Genomic DNA, 17,299 nt, shown 5'->3' on the forward strand with positions numbered 1-17,299 from the left:
GCTCTCCCCCCTCGACCGGGCCGCCCTGCTGGTCGGCCGGGCGCCCGGCCGCCAGGTCGAATCTGGTCCCATCGTATGCGCCTGCCGGGGAGTCAGGGCGGCCCGGATCCAGGCGGCCGTCGCCGCCGGCGCAGTGTCCGCGGACGATGTCGCATCCGCCACCGACGCGGGCTCGTCCTGCGGTTCGTGCCGTCCCGAGATCGTCCGCCTGATCGCCGCCGCCAAGCCTGAGGTGCGCCATGCCGCCTGACCTGAAGCCTGGCCGCGTTCGCCTCGTGGGCGCCGGCCCCGGCGCCGCCGATCTGCTGACCGTCCGCGCCTTGCGCGCCGTCGAGAGCGCCCAGGCGCTCCTCTATGATGCGCTGGTCACCGACGAAATCCTGGCACTGGCGCCTCGCGCCTGCCTGAAGATCCGCACCGGCAAGCGCGCCGGCCGCGCCGGGAGCATGAAGCAGGAGACCATCAACCGCCTGATGTTGCGCCTCGCCCGCCGGGGACCCGACGTTGTGCGGCTGAAGGGCGGCGACCCCTCCATCTTCGGCCGCGTGGGCGAGGAGCTGGAGTTCCTGCAGGCGCACGGCGTCGAGACCGAGGTGGTCCCAGGCGTCACCGCCGCCTGCGCCGCCGCCGCGCAGTTCGGCTTCCCGCTCACCCAGCGGGGCGAGGCCCGCCGCGTCGTCTTGACGACCGCCCGCCTGACCGAGGGCGCGCTCTCAGCCGACTGGGCCGCCGCCGCCGATCCTGAGGCGACGCTCGCCATCTACATGGGCGGGGCGTCGGCGGGCGAGATCGCCGCCGCGCTGATGAGCGCCGGCCGCTCGGCCGGCACGCCGGTCCAGATCGTCGAGTCCGCGGGACAACCCGGCGCGCGCCAGCTGTTTTCAGGCGCCCTCCGCGACCTCAGGAGTTTGGCCCCGGCGCTCGGCGACGGTCCAACGCTGATCCTGGTCGGCGATGCGGTTGGGCGAGGGGCGGCTGCCATGGACGTCCCTCCGCGACAGGCATCCAGCTCGAGCGGGCGATGATCGCAGCGGCGACGTTCAGAGCCAGGCCGCGCCGATGACCCGCGCCAGCTCCTCGGCGGCGCTGTCGGGCATCGGCGGAAAGCGCTCGTCGTTGGCGGTGACTTCCTGGAAGCAGAGTTCCAGGCACCGCTCGGCCAGGCGACGCGAGACGTTGCCGGGCGCCGCCTGCGCGCGCATCTCGATCAGTTCGCCGATCATGGGCTCCATGAGATCATTTCAGATATCATGTTCCATGGACGCGCCAGCAACCGTGGCGGGAACTTCGCATGAACTTCGCCTGCTTAGCGGGCAGGCGCGGCCGTCAGCTCCGCGGCGCGCCGCCGCGCGCGCGCCTCGGCGCTGTTGACGAGGGCCCAACGCAGAAGCTGGCCAAGCCCCTGCACGCCGGCGCGCGCGGCGAGCCGCCGTGGCGGCGACAACCGGAAGCCGTGCATCTCGGCCGCCCAGGCCGGGAGCAGGTCCTTGGCCGCCGCAAAGGTCGCCGCCATCGCCGGCGCCGCGGCGGGACTGGCGGGCTTCTGTGAGAGGAGCGCCCGCGAGACCTCGCGCGTCCGCTCGTCGTACCGCAGCTGCGGCCGAACCGCCTCGAGATAGGCCGCCACCTCGGCGCGGCTCTGGGGCACGTCCACTGCGCCCAGCCGTCGGGCGATCTCGGCCGTTTCGCGGAAGTAGCGGTCCTGCGCTTCGGCGGGGAACGCGGGATCGACATAGCGCAGGTACGCGGCGAGGAACGAGCTCACCTCGGCCACATGCACCCATGTCAGCAGCGCCGGATCGTCGGCCGCATAGGGCGTCCCGTCCGGCAGGGTCCCGGCGACCCGGGCGTGGATCGCTCGCACCCGGTCGATGAACCCCTGCGCCTCGGCCCGGTCGCCATAGGTGGTACCGGCGATGAAGCGCGCCGTGCGCTTCAGCCGCCCGGTCATGTCCTGCCGGAAGTTCGAGTGGTCCCAGACGCCGGCCAGGGCGCCGGGATGCAGCATCTGCAGCAGCAGCGCCGCGACGCCGCCGACCATCATGCCCGCGAGGTCTCCATGCACCTTCCAGCAGGCGCTCTCCGGCCCGAAGAAGCCCGTGTCCTGGCGATTGCGCTCGACCGTGTCGTCTCCCGTACCGCCGACGAGCCGCCGCACCTGCAGGACGACGGCGTGGCGGAGCGGGGAGGGCGGTGGCGGCTGGACGAACGGCATGCCCGCGAGAAGATAGGCGATGCGGCCGGCGGTGGAAGGCCGATGTGGCGGCTGACAGGCGCGCGTCGGCGGTGAACCTCGCGGGCCGCTCGAACGCTGAGCTGGACGATGAAGCGTCCCACGCCAGCGAGCCTGAAGCGGGTCACGCCCGAGAACCTCGAGCGGCTGGGGGCCGCGCGCCTTGCGGAACTCCTCGTGGAGGTCGCCGGCAGCCGGCCCGAACTGAAGCGCAGGCTGCGGATGGAGCTGGCGGCCGAGCAGGGCGCCGAACACCTGCTGCCGGAGATCGATCGGCGTCTGGCGGCGGTCGCGAAGAGCCGCGGGCAGGTTTCGTGGCGACAACGCGCCGCATTTGTCCGCGACCTGGACGGTCTTCGCCAGCTGATCGCCGAGCGGTTGGCGAAGCTGGACGCTGCGGCGGCGCGGGACCGGATCCTGCGGTTCCTCGGCCTCGCCGGGGTCGCGCAACGGCGCGTGCGCGACGTGGAGGGGGCGGTGGCCGCCGTGTTCGAGCGCGCGGCGGGCGATGCCGGGCGGCTGCTGGCCGCGGGGCCGTTGTCCGAAGGCGCTGCGGCGCTCGCCAGCGCCATGGCGGAGGCGCCCGCGGCGTGGGGCCGCTGGGCGCCGGCCATGTTCGCCGCGGGGGGAGCCCCACTGGCGGCGGCGGTGCTGCCTTTCGTGCGTCACCGGACCGGTCCTCCATGGAGCCAGGTGCTGCGTCACGTGGCCGACGCCGCCGGCGATGCGGAGCTGTTTCGCGACACCTTCAAGGCCGAGGAACTCCAGACGCCAGCGGTCGCGGCCGAGGTGGCGAGCCGGCTGATTGGCGCGCGGCGCCTGGAGGATGCGCGCGCGGTGCTTGAGGGGGCGGTGAAGCCCGGACTGTTCCGACGGGGACGCCACGGTCGGGCGGCGCCCGACTTCGCCTGGGAGACCGCCTGGATCGCCTACCTGGAGGCCTCCGGGCAGGGGGATGCAGCCCAGGAGGCGCGCTGGGCCTCGTTCCAACGGACCCTCTCGCCCGAACGGGCCCGGGCGATCACCGCCAGGCTGGCCGACTTCGCGGACGTCGAGGCCGAGCAGCGCATGTTCGAGATCGCTGCGGACCACCCGGAGGCGGACGCAGCGCTGGCGTTCCTGACCGCCTGGCCGGCCTTGCCGGAAGCGGCGGCCCTCGTCGCGGCCAGGATCGACGAACTCACCGCGCCTCCGTCGCAGCTGGAGCTTTGGGCCGGATCGCTGCGGCGCCGATACCCTGCGGCGGCCCAGGTCCTGCTCCGCCGCGCCGCCGCCCAGGCTTTCCGGCGCCGCGAGTTCGGAACCTCCGAGCGCCTGACGCAGGAGGCGGACGCGCTGGACCGGTAGAGCCGTGATGTTGGCGGTGGTCGTCAAGTCTCCGTGAGCGCCCGCGGTAGAGCTCGAACTCTGGCGAGCAGCCGCCGGTTCGGCGCCGCATGTGTCTGCGTCGTCTCCATGGCCTGATTTGTGCGGTGGCCATTTCCTACGGCATGACGCCCGCGGCCGACGCCGCAGAGTCTTCGGCGCAGCTTGGCTTGATCAACGGCGATGAGGCGCCGCCGGCGCGATATCTCTCCGGGCCGACAGCGAGCGGCCGGACGGTCGAGCGCGTGTTCGATCGCCGCAAGGATCTCCACGCGTTCTGCAGCCGCCATCTAGGCGAGCCGCCGCAAGGGAGGTTCTACGCCTGCTACGTGCCCGCTCTCGATGTGGTAGCCTTGCCTAGTGCCGAGGCATGGCCGGACGCGGCGCAACGCGAGGCGCTTCGCCTGCACGAATGGGCGCATGCCCGCGGCTGGCGCCATCCGCTGCGGCTGGGGACGGCGAAGGGTGCGCGGACGGCCGCCGTGCGCTGATCGGCCCGCTGGCCTGCGGCTTACGGCGGGGCTATGGGTTCGCGGCGTCTGGGGTATGCGGCAAAGTGCAGGCGCGGCTCTGCGGGGGCGAGTTTGACGAAGATCTATCCGGTGATCCTCTCGGGCGGTTCGGGCTCGCGTCTGTGGCCGCTGTCGCGCGAGAGCTTCCCCAAGCAGCTGCTGCCGCTGGCCGGCGAACGCACGATGCTGCAGGACACCGCCGCGCGCGTGGCGGACGCGTCGCGCTTCCAGGCGCTGACGGTCGTGGCCAACGCCGAGCACCGCTTCGTCATCGCCGAACAGCTGCGCGAGATCGGGATCGAGGATCCGCTGATCGTACTGGAGCCGGCCGCCCGCAACACCGCGCCCGCTGTGGCCGTCGCCGCGGCGCTGGCGGCGGAGAAGGATGCCGAGGCGCTGATCCTCGTCATGCCGGCCGACCACGTGATCCTGGACGTGGCGGCCTTCCACCGGGCGGTGGACGCCGGCACGGCGGCGGCCGAGGCCGGCGCCATGGTGCTGTTCGGCATCGAGCCCGACAGCCCCGCGACCGGTTATGGCTACATCCAGGCGGGCGAAACCCTGGCCGGCTCGGTGCGCAAGGTCGCGCGCTTCGTCGAGAAACCGCCGCGGGAGACGGCCGAGGCCTATCTGCAGGCGGGCGGCTACCTCTGGAACAGCGGCATCTTCCTGCTCCCCGCGCGCGCCTTCCTGGCCGAGCTCCAGCGGCACGAGTCTGGGGTGCATGCAGCCGCCACGGCAGCGGTCCGCGAAGCGACGCACGACCTGATCTTCCTGCGGCTGCCGGCCGAGCGCTTCACCCAGGCCAAGTCGATCTCGGTCGACCACGCGGTGATGGAGCGAACCGAAGCGGCCGCCGTCGTGCCCGCCGACTTCGCCTGGAGCGACGTGGGCGCCTGGAGCGCGCTCTGGGAGATCGGCGCGAGAGACGCCGACGACAACGTGGCGATCGGCGAGGTCGTGACCCAGGGCGTCCGGCGGTCGTACCTCCGGAGCGAGGGACCGCTGGTGGCGGCGGTCGGCGTCGAGGACCTGATCGTGGTCGCCGGGCCGGACGCCGTGCTGGTCGCCCGCAAGGACGCCGACCAGGACGTCAAGCTGGTGGTGGAGGCGCTGAAGGCGCGCAACCATCCAGTCGCCACCCAGAACCGCCGCGTGTACCGCCCTTGGGGCTGGTACGAGGGCGTGCACGCCGGCGACCGCTTCCAGGTGAAGCGGATCACGGTCAATCCGGGCGAGAAGCTGTCGCTGCAGAAGCACTTCCAGCGGGCGGAGCACTGGGTGGTCGTGAACGGCACCGCGCTGATCAGCATCGACGGCGAGGAGCGCCTGCTGGGCGAGGACCAGTCCGTCTACATCCCTTTGGGGGCGGTCCACCGCCTGAGCAATCCCGGCAAGACGCCCCTGAACCTGATCGAGGTGCAGTCCGGCTCGTACCTGGGCGAGGACGACATCGTCCGGCTCGAGGACGCCTACGCCCGCACCTGACCGCGGTCGCGCGCCGCTTTGCGCTGCGGCGCGGTCTCGCCTACTTAGGCGCCCGTGACGACCGCGCCCGCCCATAGGCTCTCCGTGGCCCCGATGATGGACTGGACAGACCGGCATTGCCGGGTTCTGCACCGGACCCTGTCGGGGCGTGCGCTGCTCTACACCGAGATGCTGACCACGGGCGCGGTGCTGCACGGCGACCGGGACCGGCTGCTGGCCTTCAATCCGGTGGAGCACCCCGTCGCGCTGCAGCTGGGCGGATCCGAGCCGAGCGAACTGGCCGAGGCGGCCCGGATCGGCGAGGCGGAAGGCTACGACGAGATCAACCTCAATGTGGGCTGCCCGTCCGACCGGGTGCAGTCGGGCCGCTTCGGCGCCTGCCTGATGCGCGAGCCCGAGCTGGTGGCCGAGTGCATGGCGGCCATGGGCGCGGCCGTTCAAGTCCCGGTCACGGTCAAGTGCCGCATCGGCGTCGACGACCAGGACCCCGAGCAGAGCCTGTTCACCCTCGTCGATCTCTGCGCCCAGGCGGGCGTGAGCACCTTCGTCGTCCATGCGCGCAAGGCGTGGCTGAAGGGCCTGTCGCCGAAGGAGAACCGGGACATCCCGCCGCTGGACTATCCGCTGGTCTGGCGGCTCAAGTCCGAGCGGCCGGAGCTGACCATCGTCATCAACGGCGGGATCGGCTCGCTGGACGAGGCCGAACAGCATCTGGGGCGGGTGGACGGGGTGATGCTGGGGCGGGCCGCGTATCACACCCCCGACCTGCTGGGCCAGGTCGACGCGCGCGTGTTCGGCGAGGACCGGCGGGTCAGCGCGTTCGAGGCGGTCGAGGCCTACCGGCCCTACATCGCCCGCGAACTGGCGTCGGGGACGCACCTGGCGGCCATGACCCGGCACATGCTGGGCCTGTTCCACGGCGTGCCGGGCGCGCGGGCCTGGCGGCGGATCCTCACGGTCGAGGGCGTCAAGGCCGGCGCCGGGCTCGAGGTGATCGACCAGGCGCTGGCGGCGGTCGCCGGCACGCGCGAGGCTGCCTAGGCGCCCGGACAACTCCAAATTTAGCCGGGCCGCCGGTTCAACCTTTGTTGTGAAGCTTGCCTGAACATGGTCTCTTCGCGGCATCACGCCGGGGGGCCTGAATTGTCGACAGTCAGTACGTTTGAGGCCCTGCTTTCGGGGGCGAGCTGGAATGGCGAGGGCGTGGTCGGGCGACCGGCGTTCATCACCTTCTCCTTCGATCTCGTTGCGCCGGCCTACCAGGCCGAGGGGTACTCGCCCGCCTTCCTGGCCACATTCCAGCCGTTCACCGAGGCCGAGCAGGCCACCGCCCGGCTGGCGCTGAGGGCCTGGGCGGACGCTTCGGGCATCACCTTCCTGGAGGCCCCGCCCGGGCAGGGCGATATCCGGTTCGGCACATACGACTTCCTCGCCGGCGACGAGGAGCACCAGGACTCCGCAGCCTACGCCTACTACCCCGGCGTCTACATGGGCGCGGTGTACGCCTCGACCTGGTCCGGGGGCGGCGACGTGTTCGTTGATCGCGGATGGGCGCAGTTCGACATACTGCTGCACGAGATCGGCCACGCCATCGGCCTGAAGCACCCGTTCGAGGGCGACGTGATCCTCGACCCGGCCTTGGACAAGGTCGGCAACACGGTGATGAGCTACGACGAATCCGCACGCGCCACCGGCCTCGGCGTGTTCGACCGGCAGGCCGTCGAGCATGTCTACGGCCCAAACAGCGCGGACGGCTCGCAGGCGGCGAGCTGGTCGTGGGACGCCGCGACGGCCACCCTGACCCAAGCCGGCGCGGCCGGCGCCGACACGCTGATCGGCGCAGGCTCGGCCGACGTCATCACCGGCGGCGCGGGCAATGACCGAATCTACAGCGGCCACGGCGCCGACCTCGTTGATGGCGGGGACGGCGAGGACTCGATCAGCGGCGGCGAGGGCGTCGACACGCTCTCCGGCGCGGCCGGCGATGACGTGATCGAAAGCGGCGGCGGACGCGACGTGATCAACGGCGGCGACGGCGACGACATCATCATCGCCGTGGGCGAGCAGGTGATTGTCGATGGCGGAGCGGGCGAGGACTTGCTGCTTCTGAGCGCCCCCGTCGAAGGCGGCCGGCTGGACTACGGAAGCTTCACCGCGAACGGCGGCTCCTACGTCGGGATCGAGTACTTCGGCTTCCTGGGCTCGATCGGCGACGACACGCTGGTCGGCGGCTTCCGCGACGACGAGCTCTATGGAGGACCGGGCGCGGACTCCATCAGCGGCGCCGACGATTGGGACTGGATCGAGGGCGGCGAGGGACGTGACACCGTCTACGGCGGCGCCGGCGACGACTGGATCGAAGGCAACGAAGCCGACGACTTCCTCCGCGGCGACCTCGGCGACGACGAGATCTTTGGCGGCGAGGGCTTCGACGACGCGCACGGCAACCTTGGCGACGATACGGTGCACGGCGACGGCGGCCCGGACTGGGTGGTGGGCGGCCAAGGCTCCGACCTGCTGTTCGGCGATGACGACCACGATGTCGTCTACGGCAACCTGGCCAATGACACCGTGAACGGGGGCGTCGGCAACGACTGGGTCCGCGGCGGGCAGGGCCACGACGTCGTGAACGCTGGCGACGGCGACGACTTCGTCTCGGGCGACCGCGGCGACGACACGCTGACCGGCGGCGCCGGGGCTGACAGGTTCCACAGCTTTGGCGAGGCCGGCCTGGATAGGATCGAGGACTTCAAGCTGGCGGACGGCGACCGCCTGAACCTGCTCGCGGGCACGACGTACAACCTGAGCCAGGTGGGCGCGGACGTGATGGTCTCGATGGGCGGGGGCGGGCAGGTGCTGCTTGTGGGCGTGCAGCTCTCCAGCCTGACGGGGGACTGGATCACAGTCGGCTGAGGGCGAGCGTTCGCGGCGCCGTTTTGTCGCGGCTCCGGCGCCATTGGCAGCAAACGACCTGACAAATTGTGAGGGTCGGCGACCATTCCCCGAGAAGAAGAAGGGGAGTGGGGCGAGGTGCCGGTTCGACCGCCGTCGCTCCGGGCGATCGCAGCGTTCGAAGCGGCCGCCCGGCATCAGAGCTTTTCCAAGGCCGCCGAGGAGCTGAACCTCACGCGCAGCGCCATCAGCCATGCGATCCGCACGCTGGAGGAGCGGCTGGCGGTGGACCTGTTCACGCGCACGGGCCCCTCGGTGATGCTGACCGAGGCTGGCCGCACCTTCGCCGGCCGTCTGCGGCTGAGCCTCGAGATGATCTCCCAAGCCTTCGACCTCTCGGCGCGGACCGACCGCGCGGTGCTGCGCGTGGGCGCGCCGGCCGACCTGATGCAGCGGGTGGTGGCGCTGGGGCTCGCGGGTCTGCGGACCAGCCATCCGGACCTCGACATCGAACTTCGCGCCCAAGGCGGGGTCTCGGACCTGCTGAGCGGGACCGTGGACGTGGTCGTGGCCCAGGGCGCCTCGGCGCCCGTCGGGCTGCAGGCGCGGCTGCTGGCGCGCGAGGCCCTGGTCCCGGTCGCCGCGCCCGGCGTCTTCGCCCGCCTGCCGGCGCGGCCGGAGGAGGTGGTCGCAGCCCCGCTGATCCACTGCCCGGCGCGGCCGTGGGGCCTGTGGCTGGAGGCGGCGGGTCTCGACCGCATGCGGTCGGGCGAGGCCCTGAAGGTGGACGACCTGGCGTGCGCCATCGAGCTCGCCCGAGCGGGGGCGGGGGTGTGCCTCGCGCCGCGGCTGCTGGTGCAGGACGACCTGCGGCAACGCCGGCTGGTGCGCGTAAGCGACATCGAGGCCTACCTGCCCGACGGCTACTGGGCGCTGTGGGGCGCCGCCTCGCCCAAGGCCGAGCTGATCGACCTGTTCGCCGAGCGCCTGCGGCACGCGCTGTCGGCGCCGCCCGAACCCGAGCTGCAGCCGCGCGCCGCGTAAGCGGGCTCTGCGGCGCGTCCCCGACCTGGCGCGGCTGGGCTGTGGGGCGCGCACGAGTCTTGCCTCCCCTGCGGAGCGGGGGAGGGGCGCGGGCCGGACATGCCGGGCGGCGGTTCGTCGTGTCTGTGGCAGGGTTTGGAGAGACCCCTCATCCGGCCTGCTGCGCAGGCCACCTTCTCCCGCAAGGGGAGAAGGAGGGTTCAGGTGGTGTCGTGAGGCGCGGGCTTCGCGTGCGGGTAGGGCTCGGGCTTGAGGTCGAGGCGTTTGATGATGCGCTCGGCCTGCTGTTCGAGGGTGAGCGTCGCAAACGCGGGGTCGAGGCCTTCGTACTCGAGGGCGCGGTCGAACTCGGCTGAGAGTTCGTCGTCGTCCTCCCAGTCGGCCTCGCGCCAGGTGAGGGTCTCCACCCGGTGTCGGATGCGGTCGTCGCGCTCGCGGACGCGGCGCTCGGCCTGGGCCTCGGCGATGCGCTCCTCGTCGCGGGCCAGCGCCCGGATGTCCTTCCGCAGCTTCACGCGCAGGGCATAGGTCAGGCGGATGGAGCGGGCGCAGCGATCGAGGGGTTCGGCCAGCTGGACCAGCTCGGCAGGCTCGGAGGCGGCCTCCACCTGGCCGTTGATCTTCTGGATCATGGCGAACTGGACGTCGGCGACGGCGGCGAGCCGGGCGTCGATCTCCTCCAGCATGTCCATGTCGCTGACCATGAACAAAAGAAGAACATCGATCGACCGCAGAGTCAAGGGAAATGCGATTTCGCCTTGCGCAGGCGCAAAGAAAAAGGGCGGCGACCGGAGTCGCCGCCCTCGTTCCTGGGCTTGCCGTCGCGACTAGAAGTCGGCGCGCACCCCGAAGAACAGGTATCGGCCCAGCGAGTCGTAGGTCTGCGGGAAGGTGTTCCCCGAGCACGGACCCGAAGGGCAGTTGTTGATGGCCGTGCCGCCCGAGCCCACCATCGGCGGGTCGTTGTCGAACACGTTGTTGACGCCGAAGCGCATGGTGACGTTCTCGCGAACGGCCCAGGACGCGGCCAGGTCGAAGTAGTTCTGGGCCTCGAGCTTGCGGTCCGGACCCTGAGCGTGGGTCGGGCCAGAGCCGGGGATGTCGGCGTCGACCTTCACCGAGCTGACGTGACGCCAGGTGCCCGACACCTCGAGATCCCACGGCGTGCGCCAGGCGGCCCGCAGCTTGTGACGCCACTGGTTCAGCGGGGCGGAGGCGGTCGTCGCCGAGCCCGTGCAGATCGAGCCGTAGCGGCCGGCGCAATCGAAGGGCTCGTCGCCGGGCAGCGAGGTGACCAGGTAGTCCTTCAGGTAGCTGCCCTGGAAGTTGAAGGCCAGGCCGCCAAAGCTGTCGAGGGCGCTGGTCAGGCCGAAGTCGCCGAAGTTGAAGCGGTAGTTCGCCTCGACGTCCACGCCTTCCAGCTCGAGTTTGCCCGTGTTGAAGGTCGTGTCGACGATGTAGCCGTTGGTCCCGAGCCACAGCGAGCCGGTGCCCGGCGCCCGGTGGATCAGGCTGCAGAGGAAGGCGTCGCCTGTGGTGGCGCAGCGCTGCAGGATCGTGTCCTGGCCGATCTGGCCGATGCGGTCCTTCACCTGGATGTTGAACCAGTCCACCGACATGTTGAAGCCGGGCAGGAAGGTGGGCGTCAGCACCAGACCGAACGACAGGGTGTCGGAGGTTTCCGGAACCAGGTCCGGGTTGCCGCCGAGCAGACCGTTGTACTGGCCGGCCAGGTTCGGCGAGATGTTGCCGTACTGGGCGGCCGTCACCCCGGTGCGGGCGCACTGCTCGGCCGTGAAGGTCGGATCGTCGCCTTCGCAGGGGTCGGTCAGGCCGTTCAGCGCGACGTTCGCCGTGGCGAACAGCTCGACGACGTTCGGCGCCCGGACCGCGCGGTTGTAGCTGGCGCGGAAACGGAAGTCCTCGGTCGGCGACCAGTCGCCGGCGATCTTGTAGGTGTCGGTGCTGTAGCCCTGCGAGTAGTCCGACCAGCGGAAGCCGACTTCCGCCGACAGGTTGCGGAAGAACGGCTGGTCCTGAACCAGCGGGATGCGGGCCTCGCCGAACAGCTCGTAGACGTCGTACGAGCCGGCCGCCGGAAGCGTCGCGCCACCCTGGCCGCCGAGATCGCCCGTCTGGAAGGCGAGGTCGGTGTTCAGGTCCAGGCGCTCGCGCCGGTACTCGGCGCCCAGCGCCACGCCGACGCCGTCGTTGGCCCAGGGCGTCTTAACGCCGTACTGGCCGAGGTCGCCGGTCAGGCCGGCGCTGACGATCGCCTGCACGTACTCGCCGTTCTGGAAGCCCGGCGTCTGCACGTAGTTCAGGGATTCGGCGCTCGGACCCGCGAGGCCGAAGATGTCGTACGGACGGCAGGCCGGATCGAAGCTCGCGCCCGCCAGCGACTGCACGGCCGAGCGGCAGGCCGGCTGTCCTGTCGTCGGGTCGATGACCACATCGAGCGCGCGGGCGATCCGCGCGTTCGAGAACTCGTTGTAGTAGGCCTGCTGGTACACGACGACGCCGTACTGGCCGTAGACGTCGTAGTTCCAGCCGTCGGCCAGTTCGCCGCGCACGCCGATCACGCCCCGGTAGTCCGTGTGGCGCAGGTCGGCCTGGCGACCGCCGCCCTCGATGTTCCGGCGCAGGATGACGAGGTTCGCCTGCTGGCCCGGCGTCGTCAGGTCGGCGTCGGGATTGACGCCCAGCGTGATCGGATTGGTCTCGTCGTCCGGCAGCTGGTCGATGGTGGGCGCGCAGATCTGGGCGGCCATCTGAGCCGTCAGGTGCGGGTTGCCTTCGCAGTTGATGCGGATCGCGGAGGCGAAGATGCCCGACGGCGCGATCTGGGCGACCGTGCGGTCGTCCATGAACATCAGGTCGGCGTAGATCTCGGCCTTGTCGCTGAGCTCGTACTTGGCGAAGGCGCCCAGGGTGTAGCGCTCGTCCGGACGCTGGAAGTAGTTCGTGGGCGCGAAGTTGTAGGCGTCGCGGTTGCCATTGTAGGCGCGGAACGCCCGCCCGCCGGGCGCGGTGGGGTCGAGGGTGAGGGCGACCGACGTCGGGCCGCCGCCCGCCGTCTGGAACTGCGCCGGGGCCGTGGTGCCCGAGCCGCCGCAGGCGAAGCCGCCGAACGACAGCGTCGCGTGGCTGGAGAAGTTCGCGTTGCAGGCGGAATAATCGCGATCGGACTGCACCACCGCCTTCACGTTCCGGTAGCCGGCGTAGGCGGTGATGTTGCCGCGGTCATCCGCCGAGTTCAGGCCGATGGCGATGTTCAGATCGGTCGTGCCGCCGTCCCAGACGTCCTTCTGCGGGAGCGCGAAATCGCCGGGGCGCAGGGCCGCGGCCTGACGGCGACGGACGACTTCCTGCATGAAGTCGTTGCTGTTGGTGTGCTGGAAGCCCGAGTACTGGGCGTCGATCCGCACGCCTTCGAAGTTGCGCTGCATCTTGAAGTTCACGACGCCGGCCACGGCGTCGGCGCCGTACACGGCCGAGGCGCCGCCGGTCACCACTTCGACGCTCTCGATGAGGCTGGCGGGAATGAAGTTGAGGTCGGCGGCGATCTGCGAGCCGTTGGCGGCGCCGGGGGTGCCGGGCTGCAGGCGGCGGCCGTCGATCAGGACCAGCGTCCGGCTGGCGCCCAGGCCGCGCAGGTCGACCGAGGCGGTGCCGGTCGCGCCGTTGGCGTAGTTCGCCCCCTGGGCGGCGAACACCTGCGGCAGCTGGTTGATCAGGTCCTCGGTGCGGGTGACGCCGCGGGTCAGCACGTCCTGGGAGCCCACGACCGTGACGGGGCTCGCGCTCGTCAGGTTCGGCTGCGGGATGCGCGAGCCGGTGACCACGACCTCCGCGACTTCGCCGGCCTCCTGGGCCGAAGCTTGCGCGGCGAGACCGAACACGGCCGCGCCACAGATCATCGAAGACGCCAGAAGGCGTTCTCGCATCGACTTGATTTTCAAGGTCAATATCCTCCAGCGGCCGGCCGAGGCGGCGGGCCGAGCCCCACAAAGCAATCGGGCGCGAGCCGGGGCTGCGCGCCGATGGGGCGGACGCTAGTGAGCGCTGGGCGCCGGCTTGAGTGAATTTGTCGATCCGGCAAGTTGAATTGCGCTGGACATGGCGTGGCGCACGCTGCCGGGAAGTTGAGGTAAGTTACGGGAATAATGGAAGAAGTGGTGCGCCTGACGCATCAGACCGGCGGCGGCGATGCGGTCAGCGCATGGCCCGATGCACCGGGCGTTACTTCCGCGATGTTGCAAAAAGAAGACAGATGCCTGGCGGCGGACCAGAACGACGTGGCTGTTTCAATGTTGAGTATCATTCATCGAGCGTGTGACGAGATTTCGTCACACGGATGATTTGAGCACGACTATCCTGCACATGACACGCCCAATCACCGGAGCCTCCATGGCCGCCTTGCTCGCCCTCCGCCCCGTCGACCCCGACGCCCGCGCCATGCCGTGGTCGCAAGGGCTGCGCAGCCTGAGCTTCCGTCCGGCGGGCGCCGCCGAGGCCCCGGAGGCGCCGCACGCCTTAGGCCCCGCCTTGATCTTCTGGGCCGACCCGGACGCCGCCGCCGTCGAGCCGCACGCCCAGATGCTGCGACGATCGGGCTTCGAGGTCCGGCGGTTCGACACCCTGGCCGAGCTGGAGGCGGCGATGGCCGCGGCCCAGCCCAGCCTGGTGATCCTCGACACGGCGATGCCGGGCGAAGACGCCCTGGCGCTGTGCGGCCGCCTGTCGGGCGAGGCCGACACGCCGGTGATGCTGTTCAGCGCCGCGGCCGAAACCCTGGACCGGGTGGCGGGCCTGGAATCGGGGGCCGACGAGTACCTGCACAAGGCCGCCCATCCGCTGGAAGTGCTGGCCCGCACCCGGGCGCTCCTGCGGCGGGCGCGCCGGCAGGTGCGGACCAAATCGCCCGGGGCCTGGAGCCTCGACATGCTGACCGGGCTGGTGACCGGTCCTTCCGGGCGCTGCGTACGCCTGAGCCCCAGCGAGGCCACGCTGCTGAAGCTGTTCAGCGAGCGCCCGAACGAGGTGCTGTACCGGCAGGAGCTGATGGCCCTGCTGCACGGCGAAGCGGCCGGCGGGTTGACGCCCCGGCTGGTCGACACCCGGGTGGCCCGCCTGCGCAAGGCGCTGGACGCCTGCGACGCCGGCGGCGACCTGATCCGCACCATGCGGGGCGGCGGCTATCTGTTCCACGCCGCGGTGGGCGGCTGAGGCCCCAACGCGCCACTGTTGCTCCGAGGCGCGGGACCCGTCAGGCTTGACCCGAGGCGGCCCGCGACCTAGCCGCGGGGTGGGCCAAGGCGGGGCAGGATGGCGCGGGCGGACGGACGAGCGGGGGGCGCGGCGCGCGGGCGGCGCCCGAAAGGGCAGGGGCCGGACCTGCGCGAGGCGATCCTGGACGCCGCCGAGGCGCTGTTCTCGCGGCACGGGTTCTATGGCGTGACGGTGCGCCAGGTGGCGACCGAGGCCGGCGTCGACACCGCCCTGATCCACTACTACTTCGGCGCCAAGCGCGAGCTGTTCGACAGCGTCTTCGCCCGCCGCGCCGAGATCCTGAACGCCGCGCGCCTGGAGGCGCTGGACGCCTACAAGGCGGCCCACCCCGGCCGGCTGGAGGTGGAGGGGATCATCGAGGCGTTCATCGGCCCGCTGCTCCAGCTGTCGATGACCAACGACGAGGGCTGGAAGAACTATTTCCGGCTGGTGGCGCTGGTGAACAACACGCCGGCCTGGGGCGGGGAGACCATGCACCGGTTCTTCGACCCGGTGGTGCACGCGCTGATCGACACCCTGAAGGAGGCGCTGCCGCAGGCGGAGATCCGCGACCTCTACTGGTGCTACCAGTTCCTGACCGGCTCGATGATGCTGACGCTCTCGGAAACGGGGCGAATCGACCAATTGTCGGATGGGCTGTGCCGGTCGACGGACCTGGAGGCGGTGCGGGGCCGGCTCTACGCCTACTGCGCTGCGGGGATCAGCGAAGTGGTGGCCCGAAGGCCCTGAGGCGCGGGAGCGTCACTGTGGCGGAAATTCATCACCCGATCAAAAAACCGCCGGCCAAAGGCGGTCGGTCACTGGCGCTTCGGCCGCGGATCGACGAACACTCCCGCAAATTCGCCTGTCGGTGAAATTTCCAGGCGTCGACCGATCCCAGAGGGGGACGGGAGCGGCGCCGTCGGGAGGATGCAGATGAAAACCCTTTTGAAGGCGGCCCTCTTCGCGGGCGCCGCCTGGTCCGCCGTTCCGGCGTTCGCCTACGCCCAAGCCGCCGTCGACACCGCCGCCGAAGCGGGCGTGATCGAGGAACTGGTCGTCACCGCCCGCCGGCGGGAAGAGACCCTGAAGGACGTGCCGGTGGCGGTCAGCGCCATCTCGGGCGAGCGCCTGGCGCAGACGGGCGCGGTCGACCTGACCACCCTGCAGCAGCAGACGCCGAACACGACCGTGCAGGTGGCCCGCGGCTCGAACTCGACGCTGATCTCGTTCATCCGCGGCGTGGGCCAGCAGGATCCGCTGTGGGGCTTCGAGCCCGGCGTCGGCCTCTACATCGACGACGTCTACGTCGCCCGTCCCCAGGGCGCGGTGCTGGACATCTTCGACATCGAGCGGGTGGAAGTCCTGCGCGGCCCGCAGGGCACGCTGTACGGCCGCAACACCATCGGCGGCGCGATCAAGTACGTGACCGGCAAGATCGAGGGCGAGCCCGAGCTGAAGCTGCGCGGCGCCATCGGCTCTTACGACCAGCGCGACATCGTCGCCTCGGCCAAGGCGCGCCTGAACGACAAGGTGGGCGTGGGCCTGACCTGGGCCAGCTTCAACCGCGACGGCTTCGGCAAGAACCTGACGACGGGCGCCGAGCACTACAACAAGGACGTCACGGCCGCCCGCGCGACCCTGGAGTTCACGCCGACCGAGGACCTGTTCTTCCGCCTGGCGGGCGACATCGTCACCGACCGGTCGAACCCGCGTCACGGCCACCGGGAGGCGCCCGGCATCGTGCCGACCGCGACGGTGTTGGACGACATCTATGACACGCGCGCCGGCTCGGGCGACCACAACCTGGTCGAGACCCGCGGCGTCTCGTTCCTGGGCGAGTGGACGGTCAACGACCAGATCACCCTGAAGTCGATCAGCGCCTACCGCGCCGGCGAGACGGAAGGGACGATCGACTTCGACACCGAGGCGTTCCCGTACCTGGACATCCCGGCCCGCTACAACGACCACCAGTTCACCCAGGAACTGCAGCTGCTCTACACCGGCGAGCGGATGCAGGGCGTGTTCGGCCTGTACTACCTCAACGCCACGGCGGCGGGCGCCTTCGACACCGTTCTGGGCGGGGCCAACCTGACCGTCGCCAGCGCCGGGTACGTGGACACCGAGAGCTGGTCGGCCTTCGGCGACGTCAGCTTCGACGTGACCGAGGCGCTGAAGGTTTCGGTGGGCGGGCGCTACACCCGCGACGAGAAGACCGGCCAGGTCTTCCGCGCCAACTACCTGGGCATCCGCAGCCCGATCTTCGGCAACAACTCGGCGATCCTGATCCCGGCGCCGATGAGCATCGGCGCGCCGTACCTGACGAACTTCACCAATTCGAAGACCTTCGAGAAGTTCACGCCGCGGGTCAGCGTCAGCTATGACCTGAACGAGGACCTGACGGGGTACGTCTCGTACTCGAAGGGCTTCAAGTCGGGCGGCTTCGACATGCGGGCCGACACCTCGCTGACGCCGGACTCGGTGAACGGCTATG

Annotated in this window: 16 protein-coding genes; 12 read left to right on the forward strand and 4 right to left on the reverse strand. The window is 70.7% G+C overall.

Annotation, left to right across the window (positions count from 1 at the left end; all coding sequences use genetic code 11):
* Both RIF93_RS10405 and cobA read left to right on the forward strand, forming a co-directional pair.
* The coding region (locus RIF93_RS10405; protein WP_309091045.1) for a (2Fe-2S)-binding protein at positions 1-250 on the forward strand (250 nt) is incomplete at its 5' end.
* Positions 240-1,025, forward strand: coding sequence for a uroporphyrinogen-III C-methyltransferase (cobA, locus tag RIF93_RS10410; protein WP_309091047.1), 786 nt, complete (start codon positions 240-242; stop codon positions 1,023-1,025). The genes RIF93_RS10405 and cobA, both read left to right, overlap by 11 nt.
* Before the next feature lie 15 nt (positions 1,026-1,040).
* On the opposite strand, the gene RIF93_RS10415 is transcribed toward cobA, so the two are convergent.
* Positions 1,041-1,223 (reverse strand): hypothetical protein, encoded by a 183-nt coding sequence (locus tag RIF93_RS10415; protein ID WP_309091048.1) that lies wholly within the window; start codon positions 1,221-1,223, stop codon positions 1,041-1,043.
* Positions 1,224-1,306: 83 nt separating this feature from the next.
* Positions 1,307-2,215, reverse strand: coding sequence for an oxygenase MpaB family protein (locus RIF93_RS10420; protein WP_309091050.1), 909 nt, complete (start codon positions 2,213-2,215; stop codon positions 1,307-1,309).
* 108 nt (positions 2,216-2,323) lie between these two features.
* Between RIF93_RS10420 and RIF93_RS10425 the strand changes: the two genes are divergently transcribed.
* From RIF93_RS10425 to RIF93_RS10450, 6 genes are all read left to right on the forward strand, one after another.
* Positions 2,324-3,580 carry a DUF6880 family protein gene (locus tag RIF93_RS10425; protein WP_309091052.1) on the forward strand — a complete coding sequence of 419 codons (1,257 nt, stop codon included), beginning with the start codon at positions 2,324-2,326 and terminating at the stop codon, positions 3,578-3,580.
* A gap of 89 nt (positions 3,581-3,669) precedes the next feature.
* The gene (locus tag RIF93_RS10430) at positions 3,670-4,089 is read left to right on the forward strand and encodes a hypothetical protein (RefSeq protein WP_309091054.1); all 420 of its coding nucleotides are present in this window, start codon (positions 3,670-3,672) and stop codon (positions 4,087-4,089) included.
* A gap of 93 nt (positions 4,090-4,182) precedes the next feature.
* Entirely contained in the window at positions 4,183-5,598 is a 1,416-nt protein-coding gene (locus RIF93_RS10435) for a mannose-1-phosphate guanylyltransferase/mannose-6-phosphate isomerase (protein ID WP_309091056.1), read from the forward strand.
* Positions 5,599-5,652: 54 nt separating this feature from the next.
* Entirely contained in the window at positions 5,653-6,639 is a 987-nt protein-coding gene (dusA, locus tag RIF93_RS10440; RefSeq protein ID WP_309091058.1) for a tRNA dihydrouridine(20/20a) synthase DusA, read from the forward strand.
* Between the two features lie 102 nt (positions 6,640-6,741).
* On the forward strand, positions 6,742-8,511 hold the full coding sequence (locus RIF93_RS10445; protein WP_309091060.1) for a matrixin family metalloprotease: 1,770 nt from the start codon (positions 6,742-6,744) through the stop codon (positions 8,509-8,511).
* Between the two features lie 117 nt (positions 8,512-8,628).
* Entirely contained in the window at positions 8,629-9,534 is a 906-nt protein-coding gene (locus tag RIF93_RS10450; protein WP_309091062.1) for a LysR substrate-binding domain-containing protein, read from the forward strand.
* A 200-nt stretch (positions 9,535-9,734) separates the two neighbouring features.
* On the opposite strand, the gene RIF93_RS10455 is transcribed toward RIF93_RS10450, so the two are convergent.
* Both RIF93_RS10455 and RIF93_RS10460 read right to left on the reverse strand, forming a co-directional pair.
* A complete protein-coding gene (locus RIF93_RS10455; protein ID WP_309091064.1) occupies positions 9,735-10,238 on the reverse strand; it encodes a hypothetical protein in 504 nt (167 codons plus the stop codon).
* A 123-nt stretch (positions 10,239-10,361) separates the two neighbouring features.
* Positions 10,362-13,481: a TonB-dependent receptor domain-containing protein gene (locus tag RIF93_RS10460; RefSeq protein WP_309091066.1), complete on the reverse strand. Its 3,120-nt coding sequence runs from the start codon at positions 13,479-13,481 to the stop codon at positions 10,362-10,364.
* A 219-nt stretch (positions 13,482-13,700) separates the two neighbouring features.
* On the opposite strand from RIF93_RS10460, the gene RIF93_RS10465 reads away from it, so the two are divergent.
* The 4 genes from RIF93_RS10465 to RIF93_RS10480 form a co-directional block, all read left to right on the forward strand.
* Complete coding sequence (locus tag RIF93_RS10465) at positions 13,701-13,895, forward strand: hypothetical protein (protein ID WP_309091068.1); 195 nt, start codon at positions 13,701-13,703, stop codon at positions 13,893-13,895.
* Between the two features lie 49 nt (positions 13,896-13,944).
* Positions 13,945-14,763, forward strand: a complete 819-nt coding sequence (locus RIF93_RS10470) for a response regulator transcription factor (protein ID WP_309091070.1) — start codon at positions 13,945-13,947, stop codon at positions 14,761-14,763.
* A gap of 99 nt (positions 14,764-14,862) precedes the next feature.
* Positions 14,863-15,555, forward strand: coding sequence for a TetR family transcriptional regulator (locus RIF93_RS10475; protein ID WP_309091072.1), 693 nt, complete (start codon positions 14,863-14,865; stop codon positions 15,553-15,555).
* A 186-nt stretch (positions 15,556-15,741) separates the two neighbouring features.
* A partial coding sequence (locus RIF93_RS10480; RefSeq protein ID WP_309091073.1) for a TonB-dependent receptor occupies positions 15,742-17,299 on the forward strand: 1,558 nt, incomplete at its 3' end.

Origin of the sequence: Phenylobacterium sp. (genome assembly GCF_031181185.1) — a bacterium.
In the GTDB taxonomy this organism is placed as follows: domain Bacteria; phylum Pseudomonadota; class Alphaproteobacteria; order Caulobacterales; family Caulobacteraceae; genus Phenylobacterium.